Annotated in this window: 13 protein-coding genes; 9 read left to right on the plus strand and 4 right to left on the minus strand. The window is 41.2% G+C overall.

Annotated elements, in window-relative coordinates; translation table 11 throughout:
- From HWQ39_RS25770 to HWQ39_RS25810, 9 genes are all read left to right on the plus strand, one after another.
- The coding region (locus HWQ39_RS25770; protein WP_292851458.1) for a tetratricopeptide repeat-containing protein at nt 1-431 on the plus strand (431 nt) is incomplete at its 5' end.
- Between the two features lie 584 nt (nt 432-1,015).
- Nucleotides 1,016-1,456, plus strand: a complete 441-nt coding sequence (locus tag HWQ39_RS25775; RefSeq protein ID WP_292851461.1) for a PIN domain-containing protein — start codon at nt 1,016-1,018, stop codon at nt 1,454-1,456.
- Nucleotides 1,446-1,673 carry a hypothetical protein gene (locus tag HWQ39_RS25780; RefSeq protein WP_292851464.1) on the plus strand — a complete coding sequence of 76 codons (228 nt, stop codon included), beginning with the start codon at nt 1,446-1,448 and terminating at the stop codon, nt 1,671-1,673. Before HWQ39_RS25775 ends, HWQ39_RS25780 begins: the two co-directional genes overlap by 11 nt.
- A gap of 30 nt (nt 1,674-1,703) precedes the next feature.
- Nucleotides 1,704-2,273 (plus strand): Uma2 family endonuclease, encoded by a 570-nt coding sequence (locus HWQ39_RS25785; protein ID WP_292851467.1) that lies wholly within the window; start codon nt 1,704-1,706, stop codon nt 2,271-2,273.
- Between the two features lie 119 nt (nt 2,274-2,392).
- Nucleotides 2,393-4,252 (plus strand): aspartate kinase, encoded by a 1,860-nt coding sequence (locus tag HWQ39_RS25790; RefSeq protein ID WP_292851470.1) that lies wholly within the window; start codon nt 2,393-2,395, stop codon nt 4,250-4,252.
- A 273-nt stretch (nt 4,253-4,525) separates the two neighbouring features.
- Complete coding sequence (locus HWQ39_RS25795) at nt 4,526-6,583, plus strand: serine/threonine-protein kinase (RefSeq protein ID WP_292851473.1); 2,058 nt, start codon at nt 4,526-4,528, stop codon at nt 6,581-6,583.
- Nucleotides 6,584-7,170: 587 nt separating this feature from the next.
- Nucleotides 7,171-8,151, plus strand: coding sequence for a CorA family divalent cation transporter (locus HWQ39_RS25800; RefSeq protein WP_292851476.1), 981 nt, complete (start codon nt 7,171-7,173; stop codon nt 8,149-8,151).
- A gap of 146 nt (nt 8,152-8,297) precedes the next feature.
- A complete protein-coding gene (locus HWQ39_RS25805) occupies nt 8,298-9,800 on the plus strand; it encodes an acyl-CoA synthetase (RefSeq protein ID WP_292851479.1) in 1,503 nt (500 codons plus the stop codon).
- Nucleotides 9,801-9,845: 45 nt separating this feature from the next.
- A complete protein-coding gene (locus HWQ39_RS25810) occupies nt 9,846-9,983 on the plus strand; it encodes a hypothetical protein (RefSeq protein WP_292851482.1) in 138 nt (45 codons plus the stop codon).
- Here HWQ39_RS25810 and HWQ39_RS25815 read toward each other — a convergent pair.
- The 4 genes from HWQ39_RS25815 to HWQ39_RS25830 all read right to left on the minus strand — a co-directional run bounded on the left by HWQ39_RS25815 (nt 9,978) and on the right by HWQ39_RS25830 (nt 14,403).
- Nucleotides 9,978-10,247, minus strand: coding sequence for a hypothetical protein (locus tag HWQ39_RS25815; protein ID WP_292851485.1), 270 nt, complete (start codon nt 10,245-10,247; stop codon nt 9,978-9,980). The two genes, HWQ39_RS25810 and HWQ39_RS25815, sit on opposite strands and share 6 nt — an antisense overlap.
- 23 nt (nt 10,248-10,270) lie before the next feature.
- Entirely contained in the window at nt 10,271-12,532 is a 2,262-nt protein-coding gene (locus HWQ39_RS25820; RefSeq protein ID WP_292851488.1) for a DUF1796 family putative cysteine peptidase, read from the minus strand.
- 384 nt (nt 12,533-12,916) lie between these two features.
- Complete coding sequence (locus HWQ39_RS25825; protein WP_292851491.1) at nt 12,917-14,167, minus strand: AAA-like domain-containing protein; 1,251 nt, start codon at nt 14,165-14,167, stop codon at nt 12,917-12,919.
- Nucleotides 14,164-14,403, minus strand: a complete 240-nt coding sequence (locus HWQ39_RS25830; RefSeq protein ID WP_292851494.1) for a helix-turn-helix transcriptional regulator — start codon at nt 14,401-14,403, stop codon at nt 14,164-14,166. The genes HWQ39_RS25825 and HWQ39_RS25830 overlap by 4 nt, the downstream gene beginning before the upstream one ends.
- Nucleotides 14,404-14,774: the final 371 nt, after the last annotated feature.

Here is a 14,774-nt window from a genome sequence, read left to right on the forward strand (position 1 = left end):
TCTACTACTCCCAAGGCAGATACAGCGAAGCCGAACCCCTTTTCATCCAAGCTTTAGCACTCTGTCGCAAGCTGCTGGGTGAAGAACATCCAGATGTCGCAGAAAGTCTCAACAACCTAGCGTTACTCTACTACTCTCAAGGCAGATACAGCGAAGCCGAACCCCTTTACATCCAAGCTTTGGCACTCAGGCGCAAGCTGCTGGGTGAAGAACACCCAGATATCGCACAAAGTCTCAACAACCTGGCAAAACTTTACTACTTACAAGGACGTTATATCGAAGCTGAACCATTTTATCTGCAAGCTTTAGAGATTTTTGAGCGACGGTTAGGTGCAGATCATCCTAATACTGTTACTGTGCGTAAAAATTTAGCAGATTTGCGCGTAGGCAAAGCCCGCCGCAGGCATCGCCTCCCTCCAAATCCAGAATAAGCTAGTTTTGTGCAAAGCGTACCGTGATAAAACTGAAAAGTGCGATCGCCTAGACTAAAATTCATATTGAACTAAGTAAAAATGCCATTTTACTTACTCAAAAGGAGCTTTTACTTACTCAAAAGGAGCTTTTACTTACTCAAAATAAGCTTTTGCTTTCTCATTTTGGTGTTTTCCGCAAACAAAAGAAGCTTTTACTTACTAAAAAGGAGCTTTTGCTTTCTCATTTTAGTGTTTTCCGCAAGCAAAAGAAGCTTTTACTTACTAAAAAGGAGCTTTTGCTTTCTCATTTTAGTGTTTTCCGCAAGCAAAAGAAGCTTTTACTTACTAAAAAGGAGCTTTTGCTTTCTCATTTTAGTGTTTTCCGCAAGCAAAATGAGCTTTTACTTTCTCAAACCCCAGTTTGCTTTCTCATTTGAGTAATTCACGCATTCATTTTGGTATATCATTGAGCCGAAAGCTGGCGATGCTCTAGAAAAGAAGTGTAAATAGATAAGCGATGTCTACGACGAGCTACACCTACGCATAGAGCGCACTGCTAGAGGCGATCGCTTTTCTTGAGAGAAAGTTGTAAAAAAAGCTATATGACCAGGGTTTATCTAGATACCAGTATTTATAATCGTCCGTTTGACGACCAAACACAGCCAAAAATTTTTCTAGAAACACAAGCTATCATCTTAATTTTACAAATGGTAGAGGCAAGATTAATAGAGTTAGTTAGTTCTTCAGTTCTAGAATATGAAAATAGACGTAACCCTTTTCTTGTAAATCAGCAATTAATGGAGCGATATTTACAAATAGCTGTCTTGAGAGTATTAGTAGATGAAAATATTAGAGTGAGAGCAGAACAACTAGAACACCAAGGAATTAAACCTATTGATGCACTTCATGTAGCTTGTGCAGAGGCTTCCCAAAGTAATTATTTTATTACTTGCGATCGGAGATTAATCAACCGATGCCAAGATTTATCACTTATGGTAATCAACCCAACTAATTTTATTTTTGAGGTAGACAATGGAAATTAAAGTTATTAACGAACAAGAAAATTTACAAGAAGTGATGCAGGTTTTGCTCACTCACTTAGAACCATCGAAGGTAATGAAGTTTTGGGCAGCTTGTAAACTAAGTGAAGGTGACTATTTGCAAGTTAAAGAGAAACTGTTTGCTCAAGAAACGGTTGTCAGCTTATATGCAAAAATCAAAGAATATCAAGATGATGATAGTAATCACTCGCTAGAATGAAGCCTCTATTCATGAATTAAAGTTTCAACTATGATTGCCTCGCCCCAACAAAACTATCTCACCGTTGAAGAATACCTCCAAATGGAGGAACAGAGCAATATCAAGCATGAATATATAGACGGCTACATCTACGCAATGGCTGGAGCGCTAGATCCACACGTTACCATTGCGGGAAACCTGTTCGCTCTCCTCCGTAATCATGTGCGCGGCTCTGGTTGTCGTGTTTACATCGCTGACATGAAAGCCAGAATCGAATCTCTGAATCGCTTTTATTATCCCGATGTGATGGTTACTTGCGATCGCCAAGATCAAGAAACGCCAGGTTATAAAAGATTTCCCTGTTTAATTGTTGAAGTTTTATCTAATTCTACCGAAGCCTTTGACCGAGGCGATAAATTCGCCGATTATCAAACACTCGAAAGTCTGCAAGAATATGTTTTAATTAATACCAAACGTCAGCGAGTTGAGTGTTTTCGACGCAATGAGCAAGGGTTGTGGGTTTTACAATCTTACACAGCAGAGCATCAATCGTTTCGACTCAATAGCGTGGATTTTGAGGAAACAATGACAGCACTCTACGAAGATGTGGTTTTTGAATAATCAATTATTATAGGGTATTCGACGCAATATTTAGTAAACTATATAACTGATAAGCCTTGAAGGCTTCCTAACCAAGCGGAAGCGTTGATGAAAGCAGGCACAATTGATTAAAAAAAGTTATGGCGCTCATAGTTCAGAAATACGGTGGTACATCTGTCGGTTCAGTCGAACGTATTCAAGCTGTTGCACAGCGTGTTTATAAAACTGTTAAAGCTGGAAACTCTATTGTCGTAGTGGTTTCGGCGATGGGCAAAACCACCGATGGACTCGTCAAACTAGCCACTGAAATTTCTCCAAATCCTAATCGCCGGGAAATGGATATGCTGCTTTCCACTGGCGAACAAGTAACTATTGCCTTACTCAGTATGGCTTTGCAGGAACTCGGACAGCCTGCAATTTCCATGACTGGCGCTCAAGTAGGAATTGTTACTGAAGCGGAATACAGCCGCGCTCGGATTTTGCATATTGAAACTACTCGTCTAACTCGCCACATAAATGAAGGTAAAGTTGTTGTAGTAGCTGGCTTCCAAGGTATCTCTAGCGCTGGAGAGATGGAAATTACCACTTTGGGGCGCGGTGGTTCTGACACGTCAGCAGTGGCGATCGCAGCCGCACTAAAAGCGAATTTTTGCGAAATTTATACAGACGTTCCAGGTATTCTCACTACAGATCCCCGCTTAGTTGCCGAAGCTCAGTTGATGGATGCCATCACCTGCGATGAAATGTTGGAATTAGCTAGCTTGGGCGCAAAAGTGCTGCATCCCCGTGCTGTGGAAATTGCCCGTAACTATGGTGTTCCCTTAGTGGTTAGGTCTAGTTGGACGGATCAACCAGGTACTTGGGTGACATCAGCCAAACCCCAAGGGCGATCGCTCATCAATCTAGAAATTGCCCGTCCAGTAGATGCTGTAGAATTTGACACTGACCAAGCAAAAGTCGCTTTGTTGCGCGTACCCGACAAACCAGGCGTGGCAGCGAGATTATTCGGCGAAATTTCTCGGCAAAAAGTAGACGTAGATTTGATTATTCAGTCAGTTCATGATGGTAATAGTAATGACATTGCCTTTACTGTCACCACACCAATATTAAAACGGGCAGAAGCAGTAGCAACAGCGATCGCCCCAGCACTGAGAAATCAATCTAACCCCAAATTTGACGAAGCCGAGGTAATGGTAGAACATAACATTGCCAAAGTCAGCATCGCAGGCGCGGGAATGATTGGCCGCCCTGGTGTAGCTGCAAAGATGTTTGCCACATTAGCTGAAGCAGGCGTGAACATTCAAATGATTTCCACCAGCGAAGTGAAAGTAAGTTGCGTAGTCGATGCCAACCAATGCGATCGCGCCGTCTTAGCACTCCGTACCGCCTTTGAAATTGAAGCAGGGGAGCAGGGAGCAGGGAGCAGGGGAGAATTCCTCACTCCTAACTCTTGTACAGACGCGATTAATCGCGTCTGTACTCCTCACTCCCCACCTCCCGTTCGAGGTGTTGCTCTCGATTTGAATCAAGCGCGTCTTGCTATTCGCCAATTGCCAGATTGTCCGGGGATGGCGGCGAAGTTATTTGGATTATTAGCGCAGCATAATATCAGCGTGGATATGATTATCCAATCTCAGCGTTGCCGGGTGATTGATGGTGTTCCCAGGCGAGATATTGCTTTTACAGTCTCGCGGATAGATGGGGAAAATGCCAAAAAAATGCTCACCCAAGTAGCGGGAGAGTTAGGATGGGGTGAAGTTGTTTTAGACAGTGCGATCGCTAAGGTGAGTATTGTCGGTGCAGGGATGGTAGGACAACCAGGTATTGCCGCTAAAATGTTTGAAGCTTTAGCCCAACAACAAATCAATATTCAAATGATAGCCACCTCAGAAATCAAAATCAGTTGTGTTGTGGCGCAAGAGCAAGGTGTTAAAGCTTTGCAGGCCATTCACGCAGCCTTTGAATTGGCTGGTAGCGAGAAATTTGTCGTGCCAGCGTAAAACTTAACTGAATAATTCGTAATTAACCGTGTGGTCTATTTACTCTTTTGGTAAGTAGGCAGGCGTGAATAATTAAAGGTTTGTAGTAAGCGGCTCCAGCCCTATTCTAAGGACTGGAGCCGCTTATACTAATTCTATGTGAGGCTGCGCTTTATTCAGGTAGGGGCAATTTATGAATTACCCCTACAGCTTAATAAATAAATATTTATATTTTAAAACCAATAATAACACGTAAGCTATAATCGAACAATTTATCAAACTATATTTATATTGATGGATAGTCATTTCTTAGATGGACATTATCAAATACTAGAAATTCTCAATGATGGAGAAAAAGGAAAAATCTATCTAGTTGAAGATGTTAATCTTCCTAGCAGCCAATTTCTCGTAAAGCAGTTATCTCTTCCTAATAGCAATCCTCAAGCTTTAACAAGCTTACACCGCTTATTTGCTAATAAAGCAGCAACTTTAGAAAAACTCGGACAGAAACACGAGCAAATTCAAAAGCTAATTGCTTATTTTGAAGAAAATGAAGAGTTTTATATAGTCCAAGAATTCATCCCTGGCAATGCTTTAACTGACGAAATTATCCAGGAACAACCTTTGAGAGAAGACGAAGTAATCACTCTTTTATCAGAGATATTAGAAACTTTGATTGTTATACACAGCTATGGCGTAATTCATCGAGATATTAAACCAGCAAATATTATTCGCCGTGAATCAGATAAAAAGTTAGTTTTGGTTAATGTTACTGTTAATGAAGGCATTACTAATACTGTTGAAAGTTCCGAGTATATGCCGATAGAACAAGTTAATGGTAACCTCAAATATAACAGTGATATATATGCTTTAGGTATTGTTGCGATCGCAGCACTAAAAGGTTTACCTGCAAAAGAAATATCTAATTTACAAAACCAGAGAAATAAGTTGACAGGTGAAATAATTTGGCGCGATAAAAATCTCAAAGTTAACCGAAAACTAGCACAAATTATTAATCAAATGGTGCGTTTTGATTATCGTAAGCGTTACCAGTATGCAACGGACGTTTTAGACGATCTGAAAAAGATAACAAATGTTGGTGGCGAACAACAAAAACAGCTTCAAAAAAAATTATTACTAGTTCTAATTGGGATAATTGTTTGTATCACCCTTGGTGTTGCAGCGTGGCAATTCAGATCGGCAAAACCTGTACGTAATACTCAACAGACATTTTACCAAAAGGGAGAAAATAAATACGAGGAAGGAAATTATGAAGGAGCAATTGAAGATTTCAATCAGGCTATTAAATTAGATCCGCAAAATGCTTTGGCTTATAATCGGCGAGGTGATGCTTATTATCGATTAGGAGATTATGAGCAAGCACAAGCAGACTCTAGCCAAGCCATTTTACTCAATCCTCAAGATGCTAATGCCTATTTTGATCGAGGATTTGCTTTTTCGGAATTAGGCAAATACAAAGAAGCGATCGCAGATTATACCCAAGCAATTAAGTTAAATTCTAAAGATGCTTATGCTTACTATGGCCGGGGATTAGCTCGTACTCAATTGAAGGATAATAAAGGTGCAATCGAAGATTTTAGCAAAGCGATCGCTTTCAAGCCTGAGTATACCGAAGCCTACTTACAGCGAGGAATTCTCCGTCGTCGTCTCAGACAAAGAGTTGAAGCTATCCAAGATTTTGATAAAGTAATTAAGATTAATCCTAGTGATGCCAAAGCTTATTATCAAAGGGGTTTAACTCAATCGATTAATAAACAAAAATATGCAGCACTTAAAGATTATACAGATGCAATTAACATCAGTCCCAAATATATAGAAGCTTATCTTAATCGTGGTGATATTTACAGCGACTTGGGCAATCAAGTAGAAGCTACTGAAGATTACAAGACTATTTTACAAATTGACCCAAAATTTATTGCAGCTTATATTCATAGAGGTATTCACCGCTTTTCTTTCGGAGATTATAAAGGTGCTATTGAAGATTACACCGCAGCGCTAAAACTAGATACTAATAATGTAGCAGCTTACAACAACCGTGGTAACGCCTATCTCGAACTGGGAAATAAAAAAGCTGCAAATCAGGATTATTCACGAGCGATCGCAATTAACGCTAACAATGCCTTAGCCTATTATAATCGGGGCGTGATTCGCACCAAGCAGAAAAATAAACCAGGTGCGATCGCAGATTTCAAAAAAGCTGCAAAACTATTCCAACAGCAAGGGGAACAAGATAGTTATCAAGATGCACGGCGGGAAATTGCAATTCTGCAAAATAATTCAGCGCCAGCGCCAACTACGCGCCCTAAATCTGGGAAAATAGAAAAAAATTGAGCCACAATTCAATATAATGTTGACTGTCAACAGTCAAAACTCTTAGAAAGTGATTGTGCTATTTAAATGTGTTTTACTTTACAAATTTACGACTAGTAGTCTGTCCCATTAATTTTGAGAGATAAAAGAACAAACCGCATACTCCTACGGAGAAGCAAGCTACGCGCAGCATCTCGTAAGAGTTGGACGCAAAGAGCGCAAAAAAAGTTAAGAGGATGTCTGAAAACTTTTTTTGTATATATCTAACCCTTGGAGATCCCCCTAAATCCCCCTTAAAAAGGGGGACTTTAAGACTCTTATTCCCCCCTTTTTTAAGGGGAGCCAGCGCGGTCTTGGGGGTTTCTCCCATGAGCGACTGGCGTGGGTTAGGGGGGATCAAGAAATATTTGATACTTCTCAGACATCCTCTAAGAAAAAGTTAAAAATCAGTTCAGCCATTATATTTAATGGGACAGTCCACTAGTACTTTATCAAACTAGTTTTGATGATTTGTAGTAAGCACTTTAGTACTTAGAAAACAAGAATTAAAGTCCTTATTAATTACCATGAGTCACAGTATTTTATTACGACTCAATTAGGATTGCTATATGCTAATTCTCCTGACTTTTTATCCAGATAACCTGGAAATATTTACCAGTAGGGATGTCGATACGGTACTGGAAAGAATAGATGGTTCTCACAATATTTGGTTGCGTTGTATTCACTTCCGCGATCGCACTGGAACAGCTAGAATTATCAAGCACTTTGGACTCGATCCCTCTCGTGTTAACATGATTTTCAACCATTCACCTCTAGGAATTGATGAAGACGTAGAAGATTGTTTATTTGACAGCTATGAAATCCTAACTTCTCAAATAAAAAATAATGAGTTTGAGATGGTGCGTGGCAATATTGTCGTTGGGAAGAACTTCATTATAACTTTTGAAATCACTGAATTAAAAATTTTAAGTGTTCTAGCTAATAATCTCCAAAAGCGAACTCTAGATATCCAAAAATTAGGAATTGATTATCTTTTTTATCTCATATTTAAAGATATTTTAAATAATTACGAAACTGTATTTACTTATATTTCTAGAAAACTGGATGATTTAGAAGATGAAGTTTTAGACAATTCTGGTGATGAATCAACATATCAAAAAATTGCCACTATGAGACAATCTACTCGTTCTGGACGCCGTAATTTTCAAAGCATCAAGTTACTTATGGCGATTATGGATAATGAAGATTTCCAATGGATCGGCCAGCCAGTGAAAGAATTATTCAATCAAGAATTGGTTCATCACGTTGATAAACTTTGGCAAGAATATCAAGCTATAAGAGCCTGGATGTCAGAATTAATGGAAATTCAACGTGATAATATTGCTAGTAAAACTGGTGAACGAATTAATCGCCTGACTATTCTTTCGACAATATTTTTACCAATTACTTTTATGTCTGGTTTCTATGGTATGAACTTCAAATATATGCCGGAATTAGAACAACCTTGGGCTTACCCTATGGTGATTTCTATGATGGCATTAATTGTGATTGGCAGTATTGCTTATGCAAAAAAACAACGTTGGTTGTAATAGCTATGAAGTTACGAATAAAAAGATACCTGACTTCTTCAAGAAGTCGGGATCTGAGCCTGTCAGTGAAAAGTAAATCAAATAAGATTACTATTATATATATTTTCAATAAGTAGACTAAATCAACCCTAAATAGGTAAACAAACGTGAATCTCCCATTGATTATTCGTGCTGAAGAACACAACGAAAAAATCGCAATTGTGACAACAGATGGAGCATTTACCTATCGGGATTTGCTACACACTTCCAGTCAAATAGCAACAAGTCTTCTTCAAAATACAGAAGATTTACAAGAGCAGCGAGTTGCCTTTCTCATTCCGCCTGGGTTTGAGTATGTAGCCACTCAATGGGGAATTTGGCGGGCTGGTGGCATAGCTGTACCTCTGTGTGTTTCCCACCCACGTCCAGAATTGGAGTATGTAATTACTAATTCTGGAGCATCGATTATTGTTGCTCATCCCAATTTTGAGAGTATACTGCGTAGTTTACCGCCGCAGGCATCGCTCACCCAAGAACACAATTTGCGATTTATCCTCACCTCAGAAACGCTCCCATCTAATATTGCTCCGCTCCCAGAGGTAGATATCACCAGACGCGCCTTAATTCTCTACACAAGTGGTACAACAGGTAAACCCAAGGGTGTAGTTACGACTTATCAAAATATTCAAGCGCAAGTGACTAGCTTAAACACCGCTTGGGAATGGACATCGGATGATCGCATTTTACATATCCTGCCACTACATCATATTCATGGGATTATTAACGTACTGACTTGTGCTTTATGGGCTGGCGCGGAGTGCCATATATTGAGTAAATTTGATGCCGAAACCGTTTGGAACCGAATTTATGACGGCGACTTAACCTTATTTATGGCAGTACCAACAATTTATGTAAAGCTAATTACTGCTTGGGAAACTGCCTCCAAGGAACGCCAAAAAAGTATGTCAGAAGGCTGTGCGAAAATGCGCCTGATGGTTTCTGGTTCGGCAGCATTACCAGTTCAAGTTTTAGAAAAGTGGCAGACTATCAGTGGCCATTTTCTGCTTGAGCGCTATGGTATGACTGAAATTGGGATGGCGCTATCAAACCCTTTACATGGTGAGCGGTTGTCTGGATATGTTGGGAAACCTCTACCTCGTGTTGAAGTAAGATTAGTGGATGAGAACGGAGAGTTAGTTCCAGGCGAAACCCCAGGAGAGATCCAAGTTAAAGGCCCTGGAGTGTTTCTCGAATATTGGCAAAACCCTGAAGCAACCGCCAAAGCCTTCCAAGATGGCTGGTTCCGTACTGGAGACACCGCCGTAGTGGAAAACGGCAACTACCGCATTCTGGGACGGATGAGCGTGGATATCATCAAAACTGGAGGGTATAAAGTTTCAGCTTTAGAAATTGAAGAAGTGCTAAGAACCCATCCAGATATCCAAGAATGTGCAGTGGTTGGGGTTGCCGATTTAGAGTGGGGTGAACGGGTTTGTGCTGCCTTAGTATTGCAAGGCTCACAACCTTTAACATTACAAGCTTTCAGGAGTTGGGCAAAAGAGCGATTGGCTGTCTATAAAGTGCCAACCCAAATTTTGATAGTTGAAGAATTACCACGCAACGCGATGGGGAAAGTTACTAAACCGACAGTGGTTGAGTTATTTTGCTGATAGCGATCATCGACACTGAACTAGACCATTAATGGGAGAGTAGATATGTGGAAAGATGAAATTCTTGAAGAGATTTATAGAATTCGAGAAGAACATGCAAAGGCTTTCAATTACGATTTACAAGCAATTTGTGATGATTTGCGACAAAAGCAAGCTGTAAGTAGTCGGCAGATCATTTCATAGCCACTCAAACAACCCAGTCGCCAAAATAGCAAATGAGTTCGCCAAAATAGCAAATGAGTTCGCCAAAATAGCAAATGAGTTCGCCGAAATAGCAAATGCGATCACCGAAATAGCAAATGAGTTCGCCGAAATAGCAAATGAGTTCACCGAAATAGCAAATGAGTTCGCCGAAATAGCAAATGAGTTCGCCGAAATAGCAAATGAGTTCACCGAAATAGCAAATGCGATCGCCGAAATAGCAAATGCGTAGGTGTAGCTAGCCATAGGCATCGCCTCTACCTACTTTCTCACCCCTTCGGTATTTTAGGCGGACACCAAAAGAGGTTTTTACTAGACACCCCAAGGGATTCCAGAATTCCTCGCATCACCTCTGTGCAGTACATCCAGTGTCCTAAATCGTCATACATGCGATCGGGATTAAACTCGACATTGTAATGCAGCACATTGGGAAGGTCTAAAAACTCATCATCGCTTTGGGGAGAAAGCAGCAACAGATGAAATGGTTTCCCCTGGCATTGTTTTTGTAGCTTGTTCACCAAATCTATCACACCACCGTGATCGCTAATTCCTGTACGAACGAAAAGCACTTTGTCGCAATGCCGCAGTGCGTACCAAAACCTTTCAGAGCGCGCTGTGTAACGAACGCGCATCCGTTCATGAACGGGAAACATATCGTTTGTTGGGTTGTCTGTCTCCTCAACTTCATGGGCAAAGGATAAACCCGACCACTTACTATGGTAAATTCTAGCTGCATCAGGACTGTAATGCAGAAAAGCAGGGTTCCACATATCATCAAAACCGTGTGCGATCGCATCCGCAACATCTCCAATATTGGTGGTGCGCGTTAGATCAAAGGGAAAAGCGGGGCCATCATACTCCATCTTATATAACATCATGCGGACGGCACAGCGATCGCCAAGGGGAAGAATAGCCACACGGCTGATATCCGATAACTCACATTTGTATTGGAACAACACCGCAGACTTAGGTGGTGCCTTCACCCGGCTTTCTAACCCATCCTTACCAATCATCATCGTGCGAAAGGGGACATGGGGATAAAGCGGATCTTCATAAACACCCGACGGCATAGCTTTAAGTGCGTTACAAACTTCCGTCCACATCGGCTGGATGTTGTACTCATTGTCTGATTCGTTGATTATCCAGAGGTGGCGTTCATCAGCTTGCAAAATTCCCAAATGCCCGTCATAGAATAAAACGTTGTTCGGCGAAAAGAGATTGAAGGCGGCGCTATATTCTAAATCGGTATTTGGGGGGATGTTTATTGTAGTTGCGATCGCGCCATCCTCTATAGCCAAGAAAGGGAGCGTCCCCGTCTGGGCATTCTTGGCAATGTAAATACCTGATATCAATCCCGCCTTACTTTGCAGTGCAGTTTGTAGTTCCTGCCAATAGGGAGCGATCGTATAGCTGTATTGTGATGGATTAACAATCCGCAAACGCTTCTCTTCGATACAGACAGAGAGATGAAAGCCACCATTATCAAAGTAGATGGGGAATTCATTCGGTTGCTGGGAGCGTTGTTTTTCTTTTACTAATTCGTCTTTATCGATATTGAATAAGTGGTGGTCGATCTGCTGATACATAAGGCTATGACCGACTGTATTCGGGTGGGCTGGATCGAAGGATGTCCCCGCTTTCCATCGTCCTTGTCCATCATCTACAGCTGCCAACCAATCCAATACAGTCACGCCCCAACTGAGCATTCGTTTGTGTGTGTCTCGGATCAGCGAGTAATGTTCCAGGGAATAATCACCGTTAGGATAGACTCCGCCTAAAATCGGGATTGCTCCGATGTCGCGCGTCATTTTCACAAGCTGCTGCAAGCCACTTTCAAACCGCCGTTGTACCGCCCGACGTTCGTGAGGGGGACAGTAAGCTAACCCTTCGTTACCCAGAGATAGAGCAATGATGACGATATCCGGTTTTTCTGGGGTGACAAACCAGGGGAATCTAGCGATCGTTCTGCTGACATTCGCCCCCACCTCCGACACATTCACGAGTTTATGCCCATATTTTTGCTGTAAAGCCTGTGCCAACAACCAAACCCAACCTTTCAAAAACCAGGCTTTATGACCTAATGCCACAGAACTACCAATGACTAAGATTTTTAACCCTTGAGACTCTTCATCTAGAGGTCTTTTAACAGCAGGGTTCTCAATATATCCGAACGGATAAGGTTGTAAATAACCGAATGCGCCATCATCCACAATAATTGTGTTGGCATCATTGTTAGAATCAATAGGAATCCAGCGGTTTGTATCTAGTAAGCTTTCCCATGTTGCGTTACCGTTTGCATCGAGACGCACATACTTGTATTCAATTTTCTGGCGTAGACACGAAGTGGCTTGTCGTGAGACATCGCCTGACTCTTGAATGTCAATATCTCTCCACCATGAAGGATAGTGATCGCCACTTGTACGCAGATGGATACATTTGGTAATGTCCCACAATCCCAACTCTGGAGTAGAACCAACGATACCAATGGATTCGCTCGTATGCGTGTATGCACTGATTTGGAATCGATACATAGAGTTTATCCTGATTTAGTGAGTACGATACCAAACAGTCAGGCTGAATCTTTAAACTTATTTTGAAAATATCACATAGAAATCTTAAGAATCCGGTATGAATCTTGTTAAGTATACTGAAGCTCTGATTTACATCACTTAAAGCTATAGCAGCCAATATTTTCCAAGATTAAATCGGATTTTTATAAAAGATTTAATACTGATTGAATAGAATATATTGTATTAAAAGTCTTAGTACAACTAAGAACAAATCAAAAACAGGATAAGATTAAGTTAAATTTTTGCTTCAGTAGCGCTGAAATACGCCAGTACTTAGTAGTGAACGCTATCTATTCCATTTAACCAAAACTTAATAGATGAGAAATGCGATCGCTCACCATTGATTTACCGCAGGCGATTGCAGAAAAACGGACGAAATAACTCGCAGGCGATACTTGCCTTCATATCATGCAGATGCACTAATCCCATTTTGTGCAACTGGGAGCCTTGCACAGCCTCGCAATCTACAGGACTTGACTGTGTAACGATTTCTGTCAACGATGACAATAAATCGGGATAGTGTTGCAAGTTCCACCATTGCTGTTCTAGGTGGTCTGCATAGATAGCGGTAGCGATCGCAGAATTTTCTAAGAGTTCTTCTAGGGTTATTGTCTGCTGCTCTAGGTAATAAAATGCTAACTGCAACCGATAGGAATGTCCCCCCAACAGAGCGATCAAACGCTGGGTTTGTGACGAGGTTATCTCTTGTTCGCACCTATATGCTAGATCCTGTACCTGAGCAGGGGTAAACTCAGGTAACTCAATAACTAACCCAGTATTCAAGAGAGAGGGATCGATGGAGGGAGGCATCAGAATTTCAGTAGAATGAACCGTCACCAATCGCAGCTTGTGCCAAGGATTAATGTCTGCATCAACTTCTTTGGCTTGCTCAGACCATGTTCGTAAAAGTAGGAGAAATTCACGAGCAACGTCGGGGTAGGCAAAAAGCTGGTGGATTTCATCGATCGCAATGACTAGGGGGCGATTCTCCCTTGAAGAGACTCCGCGATCGAGGTTGGTTAAGATTACATCCTGAAAATAATCAGTGGTACTTGATTTGCTGCCCAAGGAGTTATCCCAAAAATTAGCAGTCTCATTTGGCAAGTCTAACTGCTTGCTAACTCTGGCACAGAACCATTGTAGGAAGCGTTTTAAGTTCTGTAAAATCTCGTCGTTAGCAAGTTGCAAGTTCACGGAAACGGTGTGATGCCCCTGGGAGCTAGCATAAGTCAGGATACGGGCCATTAGGGAGGTTTTGCCCATTTGCTTAGGGGCGCGGATGTTGATTAACGCACCAGCTTGTTGGATGGCTTCATAACAGAGGGATTCGAGAATAGGACGATCAATGTACAAGACTGAATCCAGGGGCATCTGTCCTCCTGGTGGGTTTGGGGAACGAGGGTATAGATTGTCTGGCGTTCGGCTCTGCCGTCCCTTCGGGAATCGCTGCATTTTGTGGGGTTGCCCTACATTGCTGCGAGAATCGCATACTGGTTCGATGCGGCCGCAGGCTTCAGCCGATGACATTAAGCCAGTCTCGGTAAGATTGTCTTGATGAGGCTCCAGATAGAAATAATCGTCCTTTAACAAGGTCATATTAAAGGCATTAAAGCAGCACCCAAGGTTCGCTTATCGACTCCTACTGAGCCATTAAAGACTTTACTAAGGGTATTGGGGGTTAAACCTGTTTTCTCACTGAGGTCTTCAAGAGTGTATCGCTTAAAGTTTTGCTCAATTTCTAACTGAGATTTTGCCTGATTCAGTTTCCTTGAGCCTTGAGTTGTCAAAGTCGCACCCCGCCTTCGTATATGATTTTTCGATTGTAATTGCATTTTTAATCAAAAAAAATATATAAATGTACTAAAAATTTACCTATTAGGGTAGGTGAATACTGTTATTACTTATGTTGTTTCCAAATTTATGCAGTATAGTTACAAATCTTAAGGATGTAATTTCAAAAAGTTTATTCTGAATACGTCTTGGAGTTGGAGTTTGCTCAGGAAAAGGTAAACAGAAGCATAGTTCTTAAGTTTGGAAAAAACCCCAAGTTAATAACGATGTTAACTAATGGTTGTGAAATACTTAAATTTTCGGTAACTGGAACCGAGATTGGGAAATGCTTTGTGGATTTGCTAGTGCTAAATCTTTAACTTTTTTTCTTAAAATTGCAAACTTTGCTGGTATTGGCAGTAGAAATTTTGCA

The organism is Nostoc sp. NMS8, assembly GCF_017115045.1.
GTDB lineage: Bacteria > Cyanobacteriota > Cyanobacteriia > Cyanobacteriales > Nostocaceae > Nostoc.

Bases quoted from the DNA above. Each gene is read 5' to 3' on its own strand.
- HWQ39_RS25775 (WP_292851461.1), top strand. From the start codon at position 1,016: ATGACCAGGGTTTATCTAGATACCAGTATTTATAATCGTCCGTTTGAC.
- HWQ39_RS25780 (WP_292851464.1), top strand. From the start codon at position 1,446: ATGGAAATTAAAGTTATTAACGAACAAGAAAATTTACAAGAAGTGATG.
- HWQ39_RS25785 (WP_292851467.1), top strand. From the start codon at position 1,704: ATGATTGCCTCGCCCCAACAAAACTATCTCACCGTTGAAGAATACCTC.
- HWQ39_RS25790 (WP_292851470.1), top strand. From the start codon at position 2,393: ATGGCGCTCATAGTTCAGAAATACGGTGGTACATCTGTCGGTTCAGTC.
- HWQ39_RS25795 (WP_292851473.1), top strand. From the start codon at position 4,526: ATGGATAGTCATTTCTTAGATGGACATTATCAAATACTAGAAATTCTC.
- HWQ39_RS25800 (WP_292851476.1), top strand. From the start codon at position 7,171: ATGCTAATTCTCCTGACTTTTTATCCAGATAACCTGGAAATATTTACC.
- HWQ39_RS25810 (WP_292851482.1), top strand. From the start codon at position 9,846: ATGTGGAAAGATGAAATTCTTGAAGAGATTTATAGAATTCGAGAAGAA.
- HWQ39_RS25815 (WP_292851485.1), bottom strand. From the start codon at position 10,247: ATGGCTAGCTACACCTACGCATTTGCTATTTCGGCGATCGCATTTGCT.
- HWQ39_RS25820 (WP_292851488.1), bottom strand. From the start codon at position 12,532: ATGTATCGATTCCAAATCAGTGCATACACGCATACGAGCGAATCCATT.
- HWQ39_RS25825 (WP_292851491.1), bottom strand. From the start codon at position 14,167: ATGACCTTGTTAAAGGACGATTATTTCTATCTGGAGCCTCATCAAGAC.
- HWQ39_RS25830 (WP_292851494.1), bottom strand. From the start codon at position 14,403: ATGCAATTACAATCGAAAAATCATATACGAAGGCGGGGTGCGACTTTG.